Source organism: Microbacterium aurum (genome assembly GCF_016907815.1).
Classification (GTDB): domain Bacteria; phylum Actinomycetota; class Actinomycetes; order Actinomycetales; family Microbacteriaceae; genus Microbacterium; species Microbacterium aurum.
Window position 1 is genome coordinate 2,310,414 of record NZ_JAFBCQ010000001.1, and the last position, 19,441, is coordinate 2,329,854.

Annotated in this window: 16 protein-coding genes and 1 tRNA gene; 14 read left to right on the forward strand and 3 right to left on the reverse strand. The window is 71.5% G+C overall.

Going from position 1 to position 19,441, the window contains the following annotated elements:
- Positions 1-90: 90 nt before the first annotated feature.
- From obgE to nagE, 9 genes are all read left to right on the forward strand, one after another.
- Positions 91-1,611, forward strand: a complete 1,521-nt coding sequence (gene obgE, locus JOD60_RS11440; protein ID WP_076690726.1) for a GTPase ObgE — start codon at positions 91-93, stop codon at positions 1,609-1,611.
- On the forward strand, positions 1,608-2,435 hold the full coding sequence (gene proB / locus JOD60_RS11445) for a glutamate 5-kinase (protein ID WP_076690727.1): 828 nt from the start codon (positions 1,608-1,610) through the stop codon (positions 2,433-2,435). The genes obgE and proB overlap by 4 nt, the downstream gene beginning before the upstream one ends.
- Positions 2,436-2,479: 44 nt before the next feature.
- A complete protein-coding gene (locus JOD60_RS11450; RefSeq protein WP_076690728.1) occupies positions 2,480-3,742 on the forward strand; it encodes a glutamate-5-semialdehyde dehydrogenase in 1,263 nt (420 codons plus the stop codon).
- A 40-nt stretch (positions 3,743-3,782) separates the two neighbouring features.
- Positions 3,783-4,010, forward strand: coding sequence for a hypothetical protein (locus tag JOD60_RS11455; protein ID WP_076690729.1), 228 nt, complete (start codon positions 3,783-3,785; stop codon positions 4,008-4,010).
- 9 nt (positions 4,011-4,019) lie between these two features.
- The gene (gene nadD, locus JOD60_RS11460) at positions 4,020-4,616 is read left to right on the forward strand and encodes a nicotinate-nucleotide adenylyltransferase (protein WP_076690730.1); all 597 of its coding nucleotides are present in this window, start codon (positions 4,020-4,022) and stop codon (positions 4,614-4,616) included.
- A complete protein-coding gene (locus JOD60_RS11465) occupies positions 4,613-5,926 on the forward strand; it encodes a ribonuclease E domain-containing protein (RefSeq protein WP_076690731.1) in 1,314 nt (437 codons plus the stop codon). Before nadD ends, JOD60_RS11465 begins: the two co-directional genes overlap by 4 nt.
- Positions 5,923-6,300, forward strand: coding sequence for a ribosome silencing factor (rsfS, locus tag JOD60_RS11470; protein ID WP_076690732.1), 378 nt, complete (start codon positions 5,923-5,925; stop codon positions 6,298-6,300). The genes JOD60_RS11465 and rsfS overlap by 4 nt, the downstream gene beginning before the upstream one ends.
- 74 nt (positions 6,301-6,374) lie before the next feature.
- Positions 6,375-6,450: transfer RNA gene (locus JOD60_RS11475), tRNA-Ala, on the forward strand.
- 172 nt (positions 6,451-6,622) lie between these two features.
- On the forward strand, positions 6,623-8,614 hold the full coding sequence (nagE, locus tag JOD60_RS11480) for an N-acetylglucosamine-specific PTS transporter subunit IIBC (RefSeq protein WP_076690733.1): 1,992 nt from the start codon (positions 6,623-6,625) through the stop codon (positions 8,612-8,614).
- Between the two features lie 50 nt (positions 8,615-8,664).
- Here the strand turns inward: nagE and JOD60_RS11485 are convergent, their stop codons facing one another.
- The 3 genes from JOD60_RS11485 to JOD60_RS11495 are packed head-to-tail and all read right to left on the reverse strand — an operon-like array spanning position 8,665 to position 11,143.
- Entirely contained in the window at positions 8,665-9,375 is a 711-nt protein-coding gene (locus JOD60_RS11485; protein ID WP_076690734.1) for an SOS response-associated peptidase, read from the reverse strand.
- A 9-nt stretch (positions 9,376-9,384) separates the two neighbouring features.
- Positions 9,385-10,443: an App1 family protein phosphatidate phosphatase gene (locus JOD60_RS11490; RefSeq protein WP_076690735.1), complete on the reverse strand. Its 1,059-nt coding sequence runs from the start codon at positions 10,441-10,443 to the stop codon at positions 9,385-9,387.
- A gap of 4 nt (positions 10,444-10,447) precedes the next feature.
- Positions 10,448-11,143 carry a DedA family protein gene (locus tag JOD60_RS11495; protein WP_076690736.1) on the reverse strand — a complete coding sequence of 232 codons (696 nt, stop codon included), beginning with the start codon at positions 11,141-11,143 and terminating at the stop codon, positions 10,448-10,450.
- Between the two features lie 35 nt (positions 11,144-11,178).
- Here JOD60_RS11495 and pabB point away from each other — a divergent pair, with 35 nt between their 5' ends.
- The 5 genes from pabB to holA all read left to right on the forward strand — a co-directional run bounded on the left by pabB (position 11,179) and on the right by holA (position 19,388).
- A complete protein-coding gene (gene pabB, locus JOD60_RS11500) occupies positions 11,179-12,546 on the forward strand; it encodes an aminodeoxychorismate synthase component I (RefSeq protein WP_076690737.1) in 1,368 nt (455 codons plus the stop codon).
- 88 nt (positions 12,547-12,634) lie between these two features.
- The gene (leuS, locus tag JOD60_RS11505) at positions 12,635-15,226 is read left to right on the forward strand and encodes a leucine--tRNA ligase (protein WP_076690738.1); all 2,592 of its coding nucleotides are present in this window, start codon (positions 12,635-12,637) and stop codon (positions 15,224-15,226) included.
- A gap of 150 nt (positions 15,227-15,376) precedes the next feature.
- Positions 15,377-15,973 carry a ComEA family DNA-binding protein gene (locus JOD60_RS11510; RefSeq protein ID WP_076690739.1) on the forward strand — a complete coding sequence of 199 codons (597 nt, stop codon included), beginning with the start codon at positions 15,377-15,379 and terminating at the stop codon, positions 15,971-15,973.
- Positions 15,974-15,983: 10 nt separating this feature from the next.
- On the forward strand, positions 15,984-18,329 hold the full coding sequence (locus JOD60_RS11515) for a ComEC/Rec2 family competence protein (RefSeq protein ID WP_076690740.1): 2,346 nt from the start codon (positions 15,984-15,986) through the stop codon (positions 18,327-18,329).
- Positions 18,330-18,338: 9 nt separating this feature from the next.
- On the forward strand, positions 18,339-19,388 hold the full coding sequence (gene holA, locus JOD60_RS11520; protein WP_076690741.1) for a DNA polymerase III subunit delta: 1,050 nt from the start codon (positions 18,339-18,341) through the stop codon (positions 19,386-19,388).
- Positions 19,389-19,441 lie beyond the last annotated feature (53 nt).

The window sequence follows — 19,441 nt, forward strand, 5'->3', positions numbered from 1 at the left end:
CTTCGGCACGTTCAGGAACCGTGAGGTTCACAGTGAAGTGAGGGGCGGGCTTCGGCTCGCCCCTTGCTGTTTTCTCGTCAGGAGACCGACATGGTGACCTTCGTCGACCGGGTGACGCTGCATCTGCGCGCCGGCAAGGGCGGCAACGGGTGCGTCTCGGTGCGCCGCGAGAAGTTCAAGCCGCTGGCCGGCCCCGACGGGGGCAACGGCGGGCACGGGGGCGACATCGTTCTCGTCGCCGACCCGCAGGTGACGACGTTGCTGTCGTACCATCATTCGCCGCACCGCGCCGCCGGCAACGGCGGTTTCGGCATGGGCGACAACCGCTCCGGCGCGGCCGGTGAGAGTCTCGAGCTGCCCGTGCCGGTGGGCACGGTCGTGAAGGATGCCGAGGGGGAGCCCCTCGCGGACCTCATCGTCCCGGGGACGCGCTTCGTCGTCGCCCCCGGCGGCCAAGGCGGGCTCGGCAACGCCGCGTTGGCCAACCCCAAGCGCAAGGCCCCCGGGTTCGCGCTGCTCGGCACGCCCGGCTGGGAGGGCGATGTCCAGCTCGAGCTGAAGACCGTCGCCGACGTCGCTCTCGTCGGCTTCCCCTCCGCGGGCAAGTCCAGCCTCATCGCGGCGATCTCCGCGGCACGGCCGAAGATCGCGGACTACCCGTTCACGACGCTGCACCCCAACCTCGGGGTCGTGCAGGCGGGGGAGACGCGCTTCACCGTCGCCGATGTGCCGGGTCTCATCGAGGGCGCCAGCGAAGGCAAGGGTCTCGGTCTGGAGTTCCTCCGTCACGTCGAGCGCTGCACCGCGCTCGTGCACGTGCTGGACTGCGCGACGCTCGAGCCGGGTCGCGACCCGCTGAGCGACCTCGAGGTGATCCGCGAAGAGCTCGCGAACTACCCCGTCCCCGAGGGGCAGGTCCCGCTGCTGGAGCGCCCGCAACTCGTCGCGCTGAACAAGGTGGACGTGCCGGAGGCGAAGGACCTCGCCGACCTCGTGCGCGGCGACCTCGAGGACCGCGGCTACCGCGTGTTCGAGATCTCCACCGTCAGCCACGAGGGCCTGCGCCCGCTGACGTTCGCGCTCGGCGACATCGTGGCCAGGCACCGCGCTGAGCAGGCCGCGGCGCCGGCCCCGGAGCGGGTCGTCATCCGGCCGCGGGGTGCCGAGCGCGACTTCGAGATCCGCGTCGAGGGCGGCACGTACGGCAACGTCTACCGCATCCTGGGCGACAAGCCGGTGCGCTGGGTGCAGCAGACCGACTTCCAGAACGAGGAAGCCGTCGGCTTCCTCGCCGACCGGCTCGAGAAACTGGGCGTGGAAGACGAGCTGTACCGCGCCGGTGCCGTGGCCGGCTCCACTGTGGTCATCGGTCCCGGCGACGGCATCGTCTTCGACTGGCACCCCTCGCTTTCCTCGGCGGCGGAACTCATGACCGCGCCGCGTGGCACCGACCCGCGCCTGGACCTCAACCCGCGGCGCACGACGTCGCAGCGCCGTGAGCGCTATCACGAGCGCATGGACGCCAAGGCCGAAGCGCGTGCCGAGCTCGAGGCGGAGCGCCTGGGCGCCGGCGGCGCCGGCTACGAGCTGGAGGACGACGAGGAGACGTGAGCGTGAGGGAACGGGCGGAGCTGGCGGGAGCGCGACGCATCGTCGTGAAGGTCGGCTCGTCGTCGATCAGCGGCGAGAACGCCCACAAGATCGCCACGATCGTCGACGGGCTCGCCGCCGCCCACGCGCGCGGCACCGAGGTGGTGCTGGTCTCGTCCGGCGCCATCGCGACCGGCATGCCGTACCTGTCGCTGGATGAGCGACCCGTCGACCTCGCGACGCAGCAGGCGGCCGCCGCGGTCGGGCAGAACGTGCTGATCTACCGCTACCAGGACGCGCTGCGCCCCTTCCAGATCGTCGCCGGCCAGGTGCTGTTGACCGCCGGCGACTTGGAGAACGCCACCCACCGCTCCAACGCCCGCCGGGCGATGGAGCGCCTGCTGGGCCTGCGCATCCTCCCCATCGTCAATGAGAACGACACCGTCGCCACCCACGAGATCCGCTTCGGCGACAACGACCGCCTGGCGGCCATGGTCGCCGAGCTCATCGGCGCGGACGCGCTCGTGCTGCTCAGCGACATCGAGGCGCTGTACACCCGGCCGCCGTCCGAGCCCGGTGCCCGGCCGATCGACACCGTCGCGCACGACGACGACCTCAGCGGGTTCGAGTTCGGCGCGACCGTCGTCAACAGCGTCGGCACCGGGGGAGCGGCGACGAAAGCCTCTGCCGCGCGGCTCGCGGCGGCATCCGGCATCGGCGTGCTCGTCACGAGCGCCGACCTCGTCGACGAGGCCCTCTCGGGGGCGTCGATCGGCACCTGGTTCGCGCCGAATCCCGCCGTGACGCCGTCGTCCGCCACGGCTCCCGTCCGCACCGGCGCCTGAGCGCTGCAACCGGGCGAGCGCACCCCGCTCGGTAGACTGACCGGATGACCACGACGATCGCCACGACCGTGCAGGAGCGCCTGGAGCGGGCGCACGACGCCGCTCGCGGAGTGGGGCTGCTGCCGGATGCCGCGAAGGCCGACGCTCTGCGCGCCATCGCCGATGCGATCGAGGCCGCGACGCCGCAGATCGTCGCCGCCAACGCCGACGATCTCGCCCGCGGCCGCGAGAACGGCCTGTCGGACGGGCTCCTCGATCGCCTGCGGCTCGACGCGGCACGCGTCGCGGCTCTCGCGTCGGCGGTGCGCGACGTCGCCGCCCTGCCCGATCCGGTCGGGCGCGTGCTCGAGGAGCGCACGCTCCCGAACGGCGTCGCGCTGCAGAAGGTATCGGTGCCGTTCGGCGTGGTCGGCTCGATCTACGAGGCCCGCCCCAACGTGACCGTCGACATCGCTGCGCTGGCGCTGCGCTCGGGCAACGCCGTGGTGCTGCGCGGTGGCACGGCGGCGCAGTCCACCAACGCCGCCCTGGTCGACGTCATGCGCGATGCGCTCGCGGAGTTCGGAGTGGACCCCGAAGCGATCCAGACCGTCGACGACTTCGGTCGCGACGGCGCGCACGCGCTCATGCAGGCGCGCGGCCTCGTCGACGTGCTCGTGCCCCGCGGCAGCGCCGAGCTCATCGAGACGGTCGTCACGCAATCGGCCGTCCCCGTCATCGAAACCGGCGCCGGCGTGGTCCACATCGTGCTCGACTCCTCCGCGCCGCTCGAGTGGGCCGAGCAGATCGTCGTGAACGCGAAGGTGCAGCGCCCGAGCGTCTGCAACGCGGTCGAGACGGTGCTGGTGCTGCGCGACGCCGCCGAGCGCCTCATCCCGCCGGTCGCGGCGGCCCTGCAGGATGCCGGGGTCACGATCCACGGCGATGACGAGGTGCGGGCGCTCGTGGCGGACGCCCTCCCCGCGACCGACGCCGACTGGGCCACCGAGCACATGAGCCTCGACCTGTCGATGCGCGTGGTCGACGACCTCGATGAGGCGCTTGCGCACATCCGCCGGTACTCCACGCATCACACCGAGTCGATCGTCACGGCCGATGACGCCCGCGCTGAGCGCTTCCTCGCCGAGGTCGACTCGGCCGTCGTCATGGCCAACGCCTCGACACGGTTCACCGACGGCGGTGAGTTCGGCTTCGGCGCCGAGGTCGGCATCTCGACGCAGAAGCTCCACGCGCGCGGCCCCATGGGCCTGCCGGAGCTGACCAGTACCAAGTGGCTCGCGCGCGGGTCCGGGCAGATCCGCGCCTGACCGCCTAAACTGAGACCACCCGAAAACGAACGGAGTCCGCATGACCTTCGCCACCATCCTCGCCTTCGCAGCGGAGGAGGCCGAGCACCACGGCAACGTGCAGGCGGAGACCTTCATCTTCGGCCTGATCGCGTTCATCGTCTTCATGGCGATCGGGCTCGTCACCATGTCGTACCGCAACGTGGCCAACCGCCACGCGCACAAGGCCGAGGCCTATGCGAAGGCTCACCCCGTCGACCAGGCGCAGGTGGGGCACGGCCACCACTGAGGCCGCGGTATGACAACGGCGCGCGCCCCGCGGATCGGGGTCATGGGCGGTACCTTCGACCCGATCCACCACGGCCACCTCGTCGCCGCGAGCGAAGTCGCGCAGTCCTTCGACCTCGACGAGGTCGTGTTCGTCCCCACGGGCATGCCGTGGCAGAAGGAGAAGGTCACCGCGGGGGAGCATCGCTACCTCATGACGGTGATCGCGACGGCATCCAACCCGCAGTTCACGGTCAGCCGGGTCGACATCGACCGCGACGGCCCGACCTACACGATCGATACGCTTCGCGACCTGAAGACGGCGCGTCCCGACGCGGAGCTGTTCTTCATCACCGGGGCCGACGCGATCGCACAGATCCTCGGATGGCGTGACCACGGCGAGCTGTGGGACCTCGCGCACTTCGTCGCGGTGTCGCGGCCCGGTCACATCCTGTCCACGGACGGACTGCCCGAAGAGGTGGTCAGCCGGCTCGAGATCCCGGCGCTGGCGATCTCGTCCACCGACTGCCGCGCCCGCGTGAAGAACGGACACCCGGTGTGGTACCTCGTTCCCGACGGGGTCGTCCAATACATTGCGAAGCACCACCTTTATCGGAGCGAGGCATGAGCACACCCGACCAGCCCGACACTCCGCAGCTGACGCGTCGTCAGCTGCGTGAGTTGCGCAACACCGCATCGACGCCGATCATCACGCCCGAAGACATCGAGCAGAGCCAGACCGCCGAGCCGGCACCAGCCGTTGTCGCGCCGCTGCCGCGCGCGGCGGAACCGATCATCGCCGAGGTCCCGGCCGCCGCCGCGGACGTCGACCTGGGCTCGCCCGCGCTGACCCGACGCGCCAAGCGACAGCAGGAGCGGCTGCGCACGGCATCCGTACCCGTCATCGGTGAGGACGAGGCCGATGCCCCGGCGGACGCGGACGGGCCGGCGGAGACGCCCGACGATGCCGCCGAGGCGCAGGACGCCGACGCGCCCGCCACCGACGACGCGCCGGTCATCGAGGAGGCGCCGGTCATCGAGGAGGCGCCGGTCATCGAGGAGGCGCCGGTCATCGAGGAGGCGCCGGTCATCGAGGAGGCACCCGCCGCCGAGGAGGCGCCGGTCATCGAGGAGACACCCGCCGCCGAGGAGACGATCGACGAGGAGGCGCCCGCCGCCGAGGAGCCGGTCGTCATCGATGAGGTGCCCGCGGCCGACGCCGAATCTGCGGCCGAACCCACTGTCGATGCCGAGCTCGTGTTCGATGCTCCTGCGGAGTCCGCCGTCGACGATGTCGCCGCCGACGAGGCCGATGACGCCGACGCGGATGCTGACGCCGGTCCCGCCTCCGACGAGAGCCCGGCCGACGACGCGCACGCCCTGTTCCGCCCGAAAGACGAGGCGGACGGTGAAGACGACCGCGAGACCGAGCGTCCCGTCGTCGCCCCCACCTTCGGCTCCGGCCTGCTGTCGGGAGAAGGCGTCGAGCTCGAACTCCCGGCATCCTTCGACCAGCTGCTGGGCCGGGGGAGCACGGCGACGGGCGCACTGTCGGCGCCGAATGCGCTGATCCTCTCGCAGACGCCGGAGACCGGTTCATTCACGTCGCCGATCGCGTCGACCGGTGAGGTGCTGATCACCGGCACCTTCTCGCTGCCCGACTCGTTCGGGGCGACGGGGACCATGCCCGGCGCCGCCGACAACAAGGAGACCGACGCGGTCCTCGTCGACGGCGAGCTGCCCGCATCGTCGTCGCCGACTCCCATCGCGGCGAGCTCGGCGATCAGCACCATCAAGAGCGCGGAAGACATCATCAAGCCGCCGGCGCCCGAGAAGGGCAGCCGCCTGATGCTCGCCCTCGTCATCACCGCCGGTGCCCTCGCGCTCGCGCTGACCGGCGTCTTGATCGTCGCGCTCGTGACGGGAGCCATCGGATGACCGCCGCAGCGCGCACACGCGAGCTCGTCCAGATCGCGGCCGCCGCCGCGGAGAGCAAGGGCGCCGAGGATCTGCTGGCGTTCGACGTCTCCGAGCCTCTGCCGCTCGTGGACGTCTTCCTCCTGGCGACCGGGTCGAGCGAGCGCAACGTGGCCGCCATCGCGGATGCCGTGGAGGAGGCGATGCTGGAGCAGGGCGTGAAGCGCCTGCGTCGCGAGGGTCGTCAAGAATCGCGCTGGGTGCTGCTGGACTTCGGCGACCTCGTCGTGCACGTCTTCCACGAGCAGGAGCGGGTGTTCTACGGCCTGGAGCGGCTGTGGAAGGACTGCCCGATCGTCCCGATCGAGAGCACCGCATCGGCCGCGACGGAGTAGCGGTTGGTCATGGCCTCTCCGGAGATGTAGTAGCATCGAAGGGTTGCCGCGACAGCGGTGACAACCCAGAGAATGGGCCTGTGGCGCAGCTGGTAGCGCACCTGCATGGCATGCAGGGGGTCAGGGGTTCGAGTCCCCTCAGGTCCACCACGAGAAAGCCCCCGGACACCCGGGGGCTTTTGCTTTTGCCGCCGCGCGATGCGCCGGGGACGCCCGGATCCGCCATTCCTGAGTGAATGCTGGGCGCGTCCGACATTCGGTAGTAGCGTCGGCCTATGGGCCGTCGATGACGACGGCACGTTCCTCAGGATGGAGTTCACCCATGAAGTTCTTCCAACGACTCGGCAGATCGATCATGCTGCCGGTCGCGGTCCTCCCGGTCGCGGCGATCCTCTCCGGCATCTCGTACTGGATCAGTTCGGCCGCCGGTGGCGCCAACATCGTCTCGGCGTTCCTGGGCGCGGCCGGTGGTGCGCTGCTGGACAACATGCCCCTGCTGTTCGCGGTCGGCATCTCGATCGGGATGGCGAACAAGACCGATGGCACGTCGGCTCTCGCGGGCCTCGTGTCATGGCTCACGATCACGACCCTGCTCTCGCCCGCCACGATGCAGAACCTGCTCGGCCTTGACGACGTCGCCGACGTGAACCCCGCCTTCGGCAAGGTGCAGAACGTGTTCGTCGGCATCCTCGCCGGTCTCATCGGCGCCTGGTGCTACAACAAGTTCAAAGACACCAAGCTCCCCGACGCGCTGTCGTTCTTCTCGGGCAAGCGCTCCGTCGCGATCCTCACCGCCGGGGTCTCGCTGGTCGCCGCGGTCGTGCTCATGTTCGTGTGGCCGGTCGTATACGGCGCGCTCGTCACGTTCGGTGAGTGGATCTCGACCATGGGACCGTTCGGCGCCGGGCTCTATGGCTTCATGAATCGCCTCCTCATCCCGACGGGGCTGCACCACGCGCTGAACTCTGTGTTCTGGTTCGACGTCGCCGGCATCAACGACCTCGTGAACTTCCTCAACGGCACCGGCACCTACGGTGTCACCGGACAGTACATGGCGGGCTTCTTCCCGATCATGATGTTCGGTCTGCCCGGCGCGGCGCTCGCGATGTACCTGACCGCCGACAGCAAGCGCAAGAAGGTCACCTACGGCATCATGCTCTCCGCGGCGATCGCCTCGTTCTTCGTCGGCGTGACCGAGCCGCTCGAGTTCTCCTTCATGTTCGTCGCGCCGTGGCTGTACCTCATCCACGCCGTCTTCACCGGAATCTCGGTCATGGTGGCGGCGATGCTGCCCACGCGCCTCGGATTCGGCTTCTCGGCCGGCTTCATCGACATGGTCCTGCAGTGGACGAACCCCATGACCCAGAACCCGTGGATCCTCCTGCTGCTGGGCGTCGGGTGGTTCTTCATCTACTTCGGCACGTTCTACTTCTTGATCAAGCGCTTCAACCTGAAGACGCCGGGTCGCGGTGATGAGCTCGACGAGCAGGATGCCGACAATGTCGGCACCAGCCTCACCGGCTACCACGGCACCGCCGAGAAGTTCATCGCCGCGCTCGGCGGCAAGGACAACATCATGGACGTCGACAACTGCGCGACGCGCCTGCGCATGGAGATCGCGGACACCTCGAAGGTCGACGAGCACGCCCTCAAGCGCGCCGGCGCGGCGGGCACGATCAAGCCCGGCGGCCACAGCGTGCAGGTGGTCTATGGCCTCAACGTGCAGTTCGTGAAGGATGCCATGGAGGACATCATCAACGACCGCACCGAGCGGATCGAGGCGTTCCGGGGGGCGAGCGCGGCAGAGACGGGCGCGGTAGCCGGGATGCTCGCGCCGGGCGTCGGCGGGGCCGCGATCGCCGCAGGCGCCGCCATCGAACAGCACGAGCGCGCAGCCACCGACACGCCCGCCATCGTCCGCCTCCGTCAGCCGGTGGCGGGGACGGTCGTTCCGCTGTCCGAGGTCCCCGATCCCATGTTCGCGCAGGGCACGATGGGCCCGGGCACCGCGATCGATCCCACCGGCGACACGATCGTCGCGCCCGCCGACGCGACCGTCGCCTCCGTGTTCCCGACCGGGCACGCGATCGGTCTGGCCCTCGCCGACGGCACGGAACTGCTGATCCACGTCGGCATCGACACCGTCGACATGAAGGGCGACGGGTTCGAGACCCTCGTGAAGGCGGGCGACATCGTGACCGCGGGCACGCCGCTGCTGCGGTTCGACGCGGCGAAGATCCGCGCCGCCGGTCACTCCGCCGTCACGCCGATCATCGTCCTGAACAACGAGAGCGCGACCGTCGAGCTCACCTGATCGACCGATCGCTGCGGCGGGGGCCGGAAGGCGCCCGCCGCAGCGGCGTGTCAGGAGACCGGCTCGATGAGCTCGGGCCCGTTGTTGCGCACGTTGCCGACGGCGCGGTCGACCTCCCGCATCGACAGCGAATCCACGAGTGCGGGTGCCGCGTCGATCGCCGCGTCCAGCAGGTCGCCGACGTTCTCGGTGGTCGGGTCGAGCCAGACATCCGCGTAGTCGCCGTCGATGAACAGCGGCATGCGGTCGTGCACCGAGCCGAGGGCGCCGATCGAGTCGCGCGTGAGGATCGTGAAACTCAGCAGCCAGCGCGTCGGATCGTCGTCGCTCTTCGCGGGATCCTTCCACCACTCGTAGAGGCCGGCGAAGAACAGCGGCCCGTCATCGATCGGGTGGATGTAGTACGGCGTCTTGACACCGTCTTCGGTCTTCCACTCGTAGTAGCCGGATGCCGGCACCACAGCGCGCCGCTTGATGAGCGCCTGCCGGAACATTGGCTTGTCCTCGACCTCTTCGGCACGGGCGTTGAAGGCCTTCGACCCGATGCCGGGATCCTTCGCCCAGGCGGGGACGAGACCCCATCGGGCCGCCTCGAGCCGGCGCGTGGGCGGCTCGGTCTTGGCGGAGTCGAGCACGATCGCCACGCGATCGGTCGGCGCGATGTTGTACGACGGGGCCGGCAGATCATCGCCCTCGATGTCGACCCGGAGCACCCCCACCAGCTCGGAACCGGCGTTTGCCACCACGAAGCGTCCGCACATGCGGCCAGCCTACGCGCCGCCTCCGACACCGTCGGCGTCGCGGTCCACCACGCCGATCTCACTCAGTCGGTCGAGCAGGCCCGCACCGTCATCGCCCGTCACCCACGGCACCCCGGCGGCGGAGTGGTCGTTGACGGCCGTGCGACCGCCGGCCAGCACGGCCTCGGTCGGCGACAACCGCCGGATCGCGACGGCGGTGACGTGGTCGGGGAACTCGCTCGTGAACGACGTGTACAGGTCGTCGTCGTGCTGGCCGTCGTCGCCGATCAGCATCCACTTCACGTGAGGGAACTCCCGCGCGAGGCGCCGGAGGTTCTCCTCCTTGTGCGCGCGACCGCTGCGGAACCACCGATCGTGCGTGGGGCCCCAGTCGGTCAGCAGCAGAGCACCGGGCGGGAACAGGTGCCGCCGGAGGAAGCGCTGCAGCGTCGGCGCGACGTTCCAGGCTCCCGTGGAGAGGTAGACCACGGGCGCGCCGGGGTGATCGCGCACGAGCCGCTCGAGCAGCACCGCCATCCCGGGGACCGGCTGGCGGGCGTGCTCGTTGAGCACGAACGAGTTCCACGCCGCGACCAAGGGGCGGGGGAGCGCGGTGACCATGACGGTGTCGTCGACATCGGAGACGACACCGAACCTCACGTCCGAGCCGACGATGAAGACGCGCGTCTCGAAGGGCTCCGACCCCTCGACGCTCATCGTCACCGGCTGCCAGCCGGGCTGGAGCGTCGCCGGCAGCACCGTGTCGATCACCCCGCCGCGGTCGGCGACCACCTCGTGGCTGACGCCGTCCACGATCACGGTGACCTGCGCGAAGCCCACGGGCACCGCGGCGAAGCTGCGCCAGCCCCGCACGCCGGCGTACTCGCCACCGGAGCGCGTTCGGACCGGCGGCACGATGAGCACCCGTCCGAGGACGCGGACCCAGTCCTCCCCGCCGTAGCCGGGGTAGCCGGCCACGGTCGCCCGTTGACCGCGGGCCCGCGCGCGGCGCTCGCGCCAGGCGTGGAAGCGGTATTCGAGACGAGCGAGCCAGAGGACCTTCGCGCGGGGTGCGGGTTCGGCGGGCATCGATTCAGTCTCCCATGCCGTCCTGGGAGTGCTCGCCGCCGGTCACGCTGTGCTCCGCGGCATCCGCTCTCATGTGGCGGGCCTCGCGGGCCACGATGATGCGCTTGGCGATGTACGCCAGCACGAGGAACACGACGATCACGCCGACGAACAGGTACCCCGCGAAATGCAGTCGGTCGGCCAGCTCGCGATACGTGCCGGCGGCGGCCGCCGCGACACTGGCGTACGCGATCGCCCACACCGTGCACGCCGGCGCGGTCCACGCGAGGAAGCGTCGGTAGGCGAAGCCGCTCATTCCCACCGTGAGCGGGACGAGCGAGTGCAGCACGGGGAGGAACCGCGACAGGAAGATGGCCGGCCCGCCGCGCCGGCGCAGGTACAGCTCCGCCCGCGCCCAGTTGTGCTCGCCGATGCGAGCGCCGAGCTTCGAGAAGCGGATGCGGGGGCCCAGCCACCGGCCGAGCCAGAACCCGATGCTCTCGCCGATGAGGGCGCCGACGATCACCACGAGGATGAGGATCAGCGCCTCGGGGACCGAGCCCACCGCCGTGGCAGCGACGATCACGACGGTGTCGCCGGGGACGACCAAGCCGATCAGCACGCTCGTCTCGAGAAGGATGGCGACTCCCGCGAGCACGGTGCGCAGCACGGGGTCCACGCTCTGCACGGCATCGAGCAGCCATGACAGGAACTCGTTCACGCTCCCAGCCTAGGTGCGCGGTCTAGCCTGAGTGAGTGCCGCCCCGCTCCGTCGCCGTCCCGTTGCCGTGGACGGATCCTGCCGTGCTGTTCGCCGCGGGTCCGGCGCGGCTGCCGCACGCGTTCTGGCTCGACGCCGGCCCGGATGCGGATTCGGGCTGGAGCTGGATCGGGACCGGATGCCCCGGTGAGGGCACCCCGCGGGGGATCGCGCTCGCGGCGGGGGCGGCGGGCGCGGCCGCTGTGGGAGGTCCGTTCCGCGGTGGTCACGTCGGCTGGCTCGGTTACGACGCCGGCGCAGCGGAGGCCAGCGCGCCGGCGACGGCTGACCCCGATGACGGCCCGCAGGAGGCGTGGCTGCGGGTCGAGCGCGTCGTCGCGTTCGACCACGCCGCGCGCTCGGCGTGGGTGATCGCGACCGAGACCGACATCGACGATGCCGTCGCCGAAGCAGCCGCATGGCGGGACGCCGCGACCACCGCCGCGCGGACCGCCGACGCTGCGGGCGGGGCCCCTGCGGGCGTTGCTGCCGGCGCCGGCGAGCGGGCCGCGGCATCCGCCCGCCACACTCCCGCTCAGTACCGCGACCTCATCGCGCGGTGCCGTGACGCCATCCGCGCCGGCGACGCCTATCAGCTGTGTCTGACGACACGGTTCACCGTGCCCGCCCCCGTCGATCCGGCCGACACCTACCTGCGGCTGCGCGCGGAGCTGCCCGCCCATCACGGCGCGTTCATCCGGATCGGGGAGCACGCGCTGCTCAGCGCGAGCCCGGAGCGGTTCCTCGAGGTGGCGGACGGCATCGTGCGCACACGCCCCATCAAGGGCACCCGGCCGCGGGGCGCCACCCCGGCATCCGACGCCGCACTGGCGCAGGAACTGCGGGGGAGCGTGAAGGAGCAGGCCGAGAACGTCATGATCGTCGACCTCATGCGCAACGACCTGCAGCGGGTGTGCCTGCCCGGCACCGTCGCCGCGGAGCGGCTGCTGGAGGTGGAGTCGTTCTCGGCGGTGCACCAGCTCGTCAGCACCGTCGCGGGGCGATTGCGGCCGGGCACGACTTTCGTCGACCTGCTGCAGGCGGCGTTTCCCGCCGGCAGCATGACGGGCGCCCCGAAGCTGTCGGCGATGACTCTGTTGCACGGGCTCGAGCAAGCCCCCCGCGGCATCTATGCGGGGTGCTTCGGCTGGGTCGGCGACGACGGGCGCGCCGACCTCGCGATGACGATCCGGTCGATCGTCACCCATCCCGGCGGTGCGTACGTGGGTGCCGGGGGCGGCATCACGTGGCTGTCCGACCCCGACGCCGAGGTCGCCGAGGTCGCGGTGAAGGCCCGCGGCCCGCTGGCCGCGCTCGGTGCGGCGCTGCCGGACGCGTGGGCGCCCGCGCACCAGCCGGCCTGAGGTGCTGCTCCCGCCGACGGCGGCGGGGCGGTCCGGTAACCTGGGAAGACGCGTTCGCGCGTTCCCGAACTCCACGAATAGGTGACCTGTGTCCACGACCCACACGACGGCAGAAACCGGCGCGGCCGACGCGTACGACCCGTACGCGATCCAGCAGAAGTGGCAGGAGCGCTGGCGCGACGCCGACCCGTTCCGTGCCGGTGGCGCGGACGACACGCGCCCGCGCAAGTACGTGCTCGGGATGTTCCCGTACCCGTCGGGCGACCTGCACATGGGTCACGCCGAGAACTACGCCTACGTCGACGTCGTCGCGCGCTTCTGGCGCCACCGTGGGTACAACGTGCTGAACCCGATCGGGTGGGACAGCTTCGGGCTGCCCGCCGAGAACGCCGCGATCAAGGGCGGCGCGGGCAGCGATCCGCGGGAGTGGACCTACCGCAACATCGACCAGCACAAGAAGAGCTTCCGTGAGTTCGGGTCGTCGTACGACTGGAGCCGCGTGCTGCACACCAGCGACCCGGAGTACAGCCGCTGGAACCAGTGGCTGTTCCTGCGGCTGTACGAGCGGGGCCTCGCCTACCGCAAGGAGAGCCCGGTCAACTGGTGCCCCAACGACCAGACGGTGCTCGCCAACGAGCAGGTCGTCGACGGTCACTGCGAGCGGTGCGGCGCCGAGGTCGTGAAGAAGAAGCTCACGCAGTGGTACTTCAAGATCACCGACTACGCCGACCGGCTGCTCGACGACCTCAACCAGCTCGAGGGCTTCTGGCCGCAGAAGGTCATCCGGATGCAGCGCAACTGGATCGGCCGCTCGGTCGGCGCCGACATCGACTTCGAGATCGAGGGTCGCGACGAGAAGATCACGGTGTTCTCGACCCGTCCCGACACGCTTTACGGCGCGACGTTCTTCGTGGTCGCCCCAGACAGCGACCTGGCCGCCGAGCTCGTCGCCGGCGCGGATGCCGACGTGCGCATGCGCTTCCAGGCGTACCTCGACGAGGTGCAGAAGCAGACCGACATCGAGCGTCAGAGCACCGACCGGCCCAAGACCGGCGTCTTCCTCGGCCGCTACGCGATCAACCCCGTGACCGGTGACCGGCTGCCGATCTGGGCGGCCGACTACGTGCTGGCCGACTACGGTCACGGCGCGGTCATGGCGGTGCCCGCCCACGACCAGCGCGACCTCGACTTCGCGCGTGCCTTCGACCTGCCGGTGAAGGTTGTCGTGGACACGACCGCACCGGTCACCGGAGCGATCCCGGTCATCGAACTGGACGACGACGGCGTCCCGATCGATCCGGGCGCCGACACGGCATCCCTCGACGAACTCGACCCCGCGCGCACGGGCGTCGCCCTCACGGGTGAGGGGCGCATGATCAACTCCGGCCCGCTCGACGGGCTGAGCAAGCGCAACGCGATCGTCCGCATCATCGAGCAGCTGCAGACCGCCGGCACCGGCCGCGCGGCGAAGTCGTACCGGCTGCGCGACTGGCTCATCTCCCGGCAGCGCTTCTGGGGGACGCCGATCCCCATGATCCACACCGCCGACGGCCGGGTCGTGCCCGTGCCGGAGGACCAGCTGCCGCTGACCCTGCCCGACGCGCGGGGCCTGGACCTCGCCCCCAAGGGCACATCTCCGCTGGGCGCGGCCACCGAGTGGATGCAGACCGTCGACCCCGACACCGGCGAGGCGGCGCTGCGCGACGCCGACACGATGGACACGTTCGTCGACAGCTCCTGGTACTACCTGCGTTTCCTCGACCCGAACGACGCGACCCAGCCGTTCTCGCCGGCGGAGGCCGACCGGTGGGCGCCAGTCGACTCGTACATCGGCGGCGTCGAGCACGCGATCCTGCACCTGCTGTACGCGCGCTTCATCACCAAGGTCCTCTTCGACATGGGCCTGGTGGAGTTCACCGAGCCCTTCTCCAGCCTGGTCAACCAGGGCATGGTGCTGCTCGGCGGGTCGAAGATGTCCAAGAGCAAGGGCAACCTCGTCGAGTTCGCCTCCAGCATGGTCGACCCCGGCGCCGATGCGGTCCGCGTCGCGATCGCGTTCGCCGGCCCCGTCGAGGACGACATCAACTGGGAGGACGTGTCGACCACCGGCGCGCAGAAGTTCCTCGCCCGTGCCTGGCGCGTCGCGCACGACGTGACCAGCGCGCCGGAGGTCACGTGGGCCGACGGCGACGAGAGCCTTCGCCGCGTCACGCACCGGCTCTGGGCCGACGCGCCGTCGCTCATCGAGCAGACGAAGTTCAACGTGGTGGTCGCGCGCCTGATGGAGCTCGTCAACGCCACGCGCAAGGCGATCGACGGCGCCCCCGGCCCGGCCGACCCCGCGGTGCGCGAAGCGGCCGAGGCGATCGCGATGATCCTCGACCTGTTCGCCCCGCACACGGCGGAGGAGATGTGGGAGGCGCTCGGCTATGAGCCGTTCGTCGGCGTGGTGCCGTGGCGCCAGCCCGATCCGACCCTGCTGGTGGAGGAATCGGTGACCGCGGTCGTGCAGATCGACGGCAAGGTCCGCGGCACCCTGACGGTGCCGGCGCGCATCTCCGCCGACGACCTCGAGGCGCTCGCGCGCGCCGACGAGAAGGTGCTCCGCTCGCTCGCCGGCCGTGAGATCGCCCGCGCGGTCGTGCGGGCGCCGAAGGTCGTGAGCTTCACCACCGCCTGAGTCCGCTCCGGGACCGCGCCCGCGGGCGCGGTCCCAGGGGCGTGGCGGGCGCGTGTCATCGCCTCCTCCCCAGGTGGCCGATCCGGCGATCCGTCCACCGATCCGGCTCGCGGGCTCCGCGGGCACGCACCACCCTGCCAGGGTGTCGGGGTGAGCTCTCCCACGGCGTCCCTCCCCGAGCGCACGCCCCGGCGCCGCTTGGGCGTGGGAGCCGTCGTCGTGCTCGTGGTGGCGATCGCTGCGGCATCCGTCGTCATCGGGATGATCCGCGGAGCGGCAGATGCCGCGGCACGGCCCGACGTCGACACCATCGCCGTCGACGAGGCGCAGGTGCCGACGGTCTACGTGCATGTGTTCGGTGCCGTCGCGAACCCGGGCCTGTACCGGCTCGATGAGGGGGCCCGGGTCGTCGACGTGATCGCCGCCGCCGGGGGACTCACGCCGGAGGCGGACGAGAACGCGATCAACCTCGCCCGACCGCTCAGCGACGGTGAGCAGCTGCAGGTGCCAGCGGTCGGCGAGAGCCCCGCTGAGGCCCCGGTCGACGCCGGTGACGGCCGGGTCAACCTCAACACCGCCGACGTCACCGCACTCGACACCCTGCCGCGGGTGGGGCCGGCGATCGCGCAGCGGATCATCGACTGGCGCGAGAGCAACGGCCGGTTCACCAGCGTCGACGACCTGCTGTCGGTGCCGGGCATCGGCGAGAAGATGCTGGCGGGGCTCCGCGACCTGGTGACGGTGTGAGGCTGTGGCGGTGAGCGGCAGGCGGGCGCGGCGGCGCGACGCCCGTCTCGTCCCGGTCGCCGCGGCGGCATGGATCGCCGCCGCGTGGTCGACGGCCCAACCCGCGCAGGCGGGGGCCGTCGCGCTGGTGTTGTGGATGGCGGCGGTGCTGGCCGTGGGGGTGGCCGTTGTCGCGGCGCGGGGGCGCCCCGGGATGGGAATGCGGCTGGCACCGGGCGTCGCGCCGGGCATCGCCGCCGTCGTGCTGGCGTGCGCGGCCGGGGTCTGTGCGCACGTCGCGGCGGCGGAGCCCGCACGCACCGCCGCCGCCGACCTGCCCACCGCCGGCGGCCGCGCGCTGACCATCGAGGCGACGGCGGTGGGCAAGATCGAGCGGAGCACCACCGGTTGGCGTTTCGATGCGCGTCTCGAGGACCTGCGGGTCGGCGACACCCGGTTCACGCAACCCGTGCCGCTCGTGATCCGCACCGCGGAGGTTCCCGCCGGACTGGATCTCGGCGGGCGCGTGCGCCTGAGCGCGACGGCCTGGCAACCCGACGCCGGATCCCGTGAGGTGCTCGTCGTAGACGCGACCGCCGTCCCGGAACTGCTCGCGCCACCCACGGGCATCCTGGGCGCCGCGGCGGCGTTGCGTCGCGGTCTCGTCGCGCTGACGGCCGATCTGCCGCCGCCCGGCGGCGGGCTCATCGCGGGACTGGCCGTGGGCGACACCGGCGCCGTGACGACGGAGCTGGATGCCGCCATGAAGGCGTCGTCGCTGTCCCACCTCACCGCCGTCAGCGGGGCGAACTGCGCGCTCGTCGTCGGAATCGCCTACGCCCTCGCCGCCCTGTGCGGCCTCCGTCGCGGCATCCGCGTGGCGGCGGGCCTCGGCGCACTGATCGCGTTCGTCGTGCTGGTCTCGCCGGAGCCGAGCGTCGTGCGCGCGGCGGCGATGGCGGCGATCGCGATGCTCGGCCTGCTGCTCGGCCGGACCGGCGCCGGCCTGTCGCTGCTGACCGCGTCGGTCGCGATCCTGCTGATCGCCGATCCGTGGCTGGCCGGCTCGCTCGGGTTCGCGCTCTCGGTGGCGGCCACCGGAGCGCTGCTCGTGCTCGCCGGCCCGCTCGCCGATGGACTCGGCCGATGGATGCCGGCACCGCTCGCCCTGCTCATCTCGGTGCCGCTGGCGGCACAGCTCGCGTGCGGACCGTTGATCGTGCTGATCACTCCGACCGTGTCGGTGCTGGGCGTGCTCGCGAACATCCTCGCGGCGCCCGCGGCGCCGCTCGGCACGGTGATCGGGCTCGCGGCGTGCCTGAGCGCCGGCATCCCGTACCTGGGATCGGGGCTGGCGGCCCTCGCGTGGCTGCCGGCCTCGTGGATCGCCGCCACCGCCGATGAGGTCACGCGGCTGCCGGGCGCCACCCTCGCCTGGCCGCAGGGTGAGATGGGGCTCGTCGCCCTCGGCGTCGTCGGCGCCGCCGTCGCGGTGCTCATCATCGGTGCCCGCCGGTGGGCACGGGTGACCGCGGTCCTGGTGCTCGCAGCATCCGTGACGACCGCACTCGCCACGGGTCCGGTCGCCGACGCCGTCGCCCGCGCCGCCGTCCCGCCCGACTGGGCGATCGCGGCGTGCGACGTGGGCCAGGGCGATGCGGTACTCGTGCGCTCAGGCGATGCGGTGCTGCTGATCGACACCGGCCCCGAGCCCGAGCCGCTCGCGCGCTGCCTGCGACAGCTGGGCGTCGAGCGGATCGACCTCCTCGTCCTCACGCACTTCGATCTGGACCATCGTGGCGGGGTGCGCGCCGTCCTCGGCCGCACCGCGGCCGTGCTGCACGGCCCCGTCGACGGCCCGGAGGACGAGCGCAGACTCCGGGATCTCGCCGAGGGCGGGGCGCGGGTGACCGCGGCGGTCCGCGGCATGAGCGGGACGATCGGCGCCGCGCGCTGGCGTGTGCTGTGGCCCCGGCCGGACACCCCGCCGGGCAACGACGCGAGCGTCGTCGTCGAGATCACCGGCGGCGGCCTGCCGAGCGGGATCTACCTCGGCGATCTGTCGGCCGCGGGACAGCAGGCGATGGCGGGCGGGGCGGTGCTGCGGTCCGGGTACGCCGTCGTCAAGGTCGCCCATCACGGCAGCGCTGACCAGGATCCGCGGTTGTACGAGCGGCTCGCGCCGGCGCTCGCGCTGGTGTCGGTGGGCGAGAACGATTACGGCCATCCCCGGCGGGAGACCCTCGACCTTCTTGCCGCGCTCGGCGTCCGTACGGCGCGCACCGACCAGGACGGTCTCGTCGTCGCGTGGGCCGATGCCGCCGGCATCCACTTCTGGCGGGAGCGGGCACCGGCCGCTGTCGCACCCGGTGGGTAGGCTGGCTGCATGCCACCCGCCGCTCGTCGCCCCGCCGCCCGCGGTGCGGGCGCACGCAGCGCGTCGGCCATCCCGCAGATCTCCTGGCGCGCACCGCAGCCGGCGCCCATCGTGCTCGTCTCGGGCCCGGAGGACGTCTGCGCCGAGCGGGCGATCGCCGGCATCCGCGACTTCCTGCGCGCGGAGGACGCGAGCCTGGAGGTCTCCGACCTCCGCGCCGACGACTACACGTCGGGGAGCCTGCTCACCCTCACCTCGCCGTCCCTGTTCGGCGAGCCGCGCCTGGTGCGCGTCGGGGGAGTGGAGAAGTGCTCCGACGCCTTCCTCACCGAGGCGCTGTCCTACCTCGAGAATCCGCAGGAGGGCGCGACGGTCGTGCTGCGTCACACCGGCGCGAGCGTGCGGGGCAAGAAGCTGCTCGACGCGATCCGCTCGGGAACCGGCGGCGGCGTGGAGATCGCGTGCCCGGCGGTCAAGCGCGACTCCGACCGGTTCGACTTCGCTGCCGGAGAGTTCCAGGCCGCGCAGAAGAAGATCGCCCCCGTGGCGCTGCGCGCTCTGGTCGGCGCGTTCGCGGACGACCTCACCGAGCTCGCCGCGGCGTGCCAGCAACTCATCGCCGACGTGCCGGGCGACATCTCCGAGCAGGTCGTGGAGCGCTACTACGGCGGTCGTGTGGAGACGAGCGCGTTCACGGTCGCCGACACGGCGATCGCGGGGCGCTACGGCGACGCGCTCGTCGCGCTGCGCCACGCCCTCGCCAGCGGCGCCGACCCGGTGCCGCTCGTCGCGGCGATCGCCTCGAAGCTGCGGACGATGGCGCGCGTGGCCGGCATCCGCGAGTCGTCGGCGTCACTGGCGGCGCGGCTCGGGATGAAGGACTGGCAGGTCGATCGCGCACGGCGCGATCTGACCGGGTGGAACGAGACGTCGCTCGGCATGGCCATTCAGGCCGCCGCGCGGGCGGATGCCGAGGTCAAGGGCGCGTCGCGTGACCCCGTCTTCGCGGTCGAGCGTCTCGTGACGGTCATCGCGACCCGCGCGCCGTACGGCGCCTGAGGCCGATCCGGCCCCGCCCGCTTCACGCGGCCGCTCAACCGACGCAAACTGCG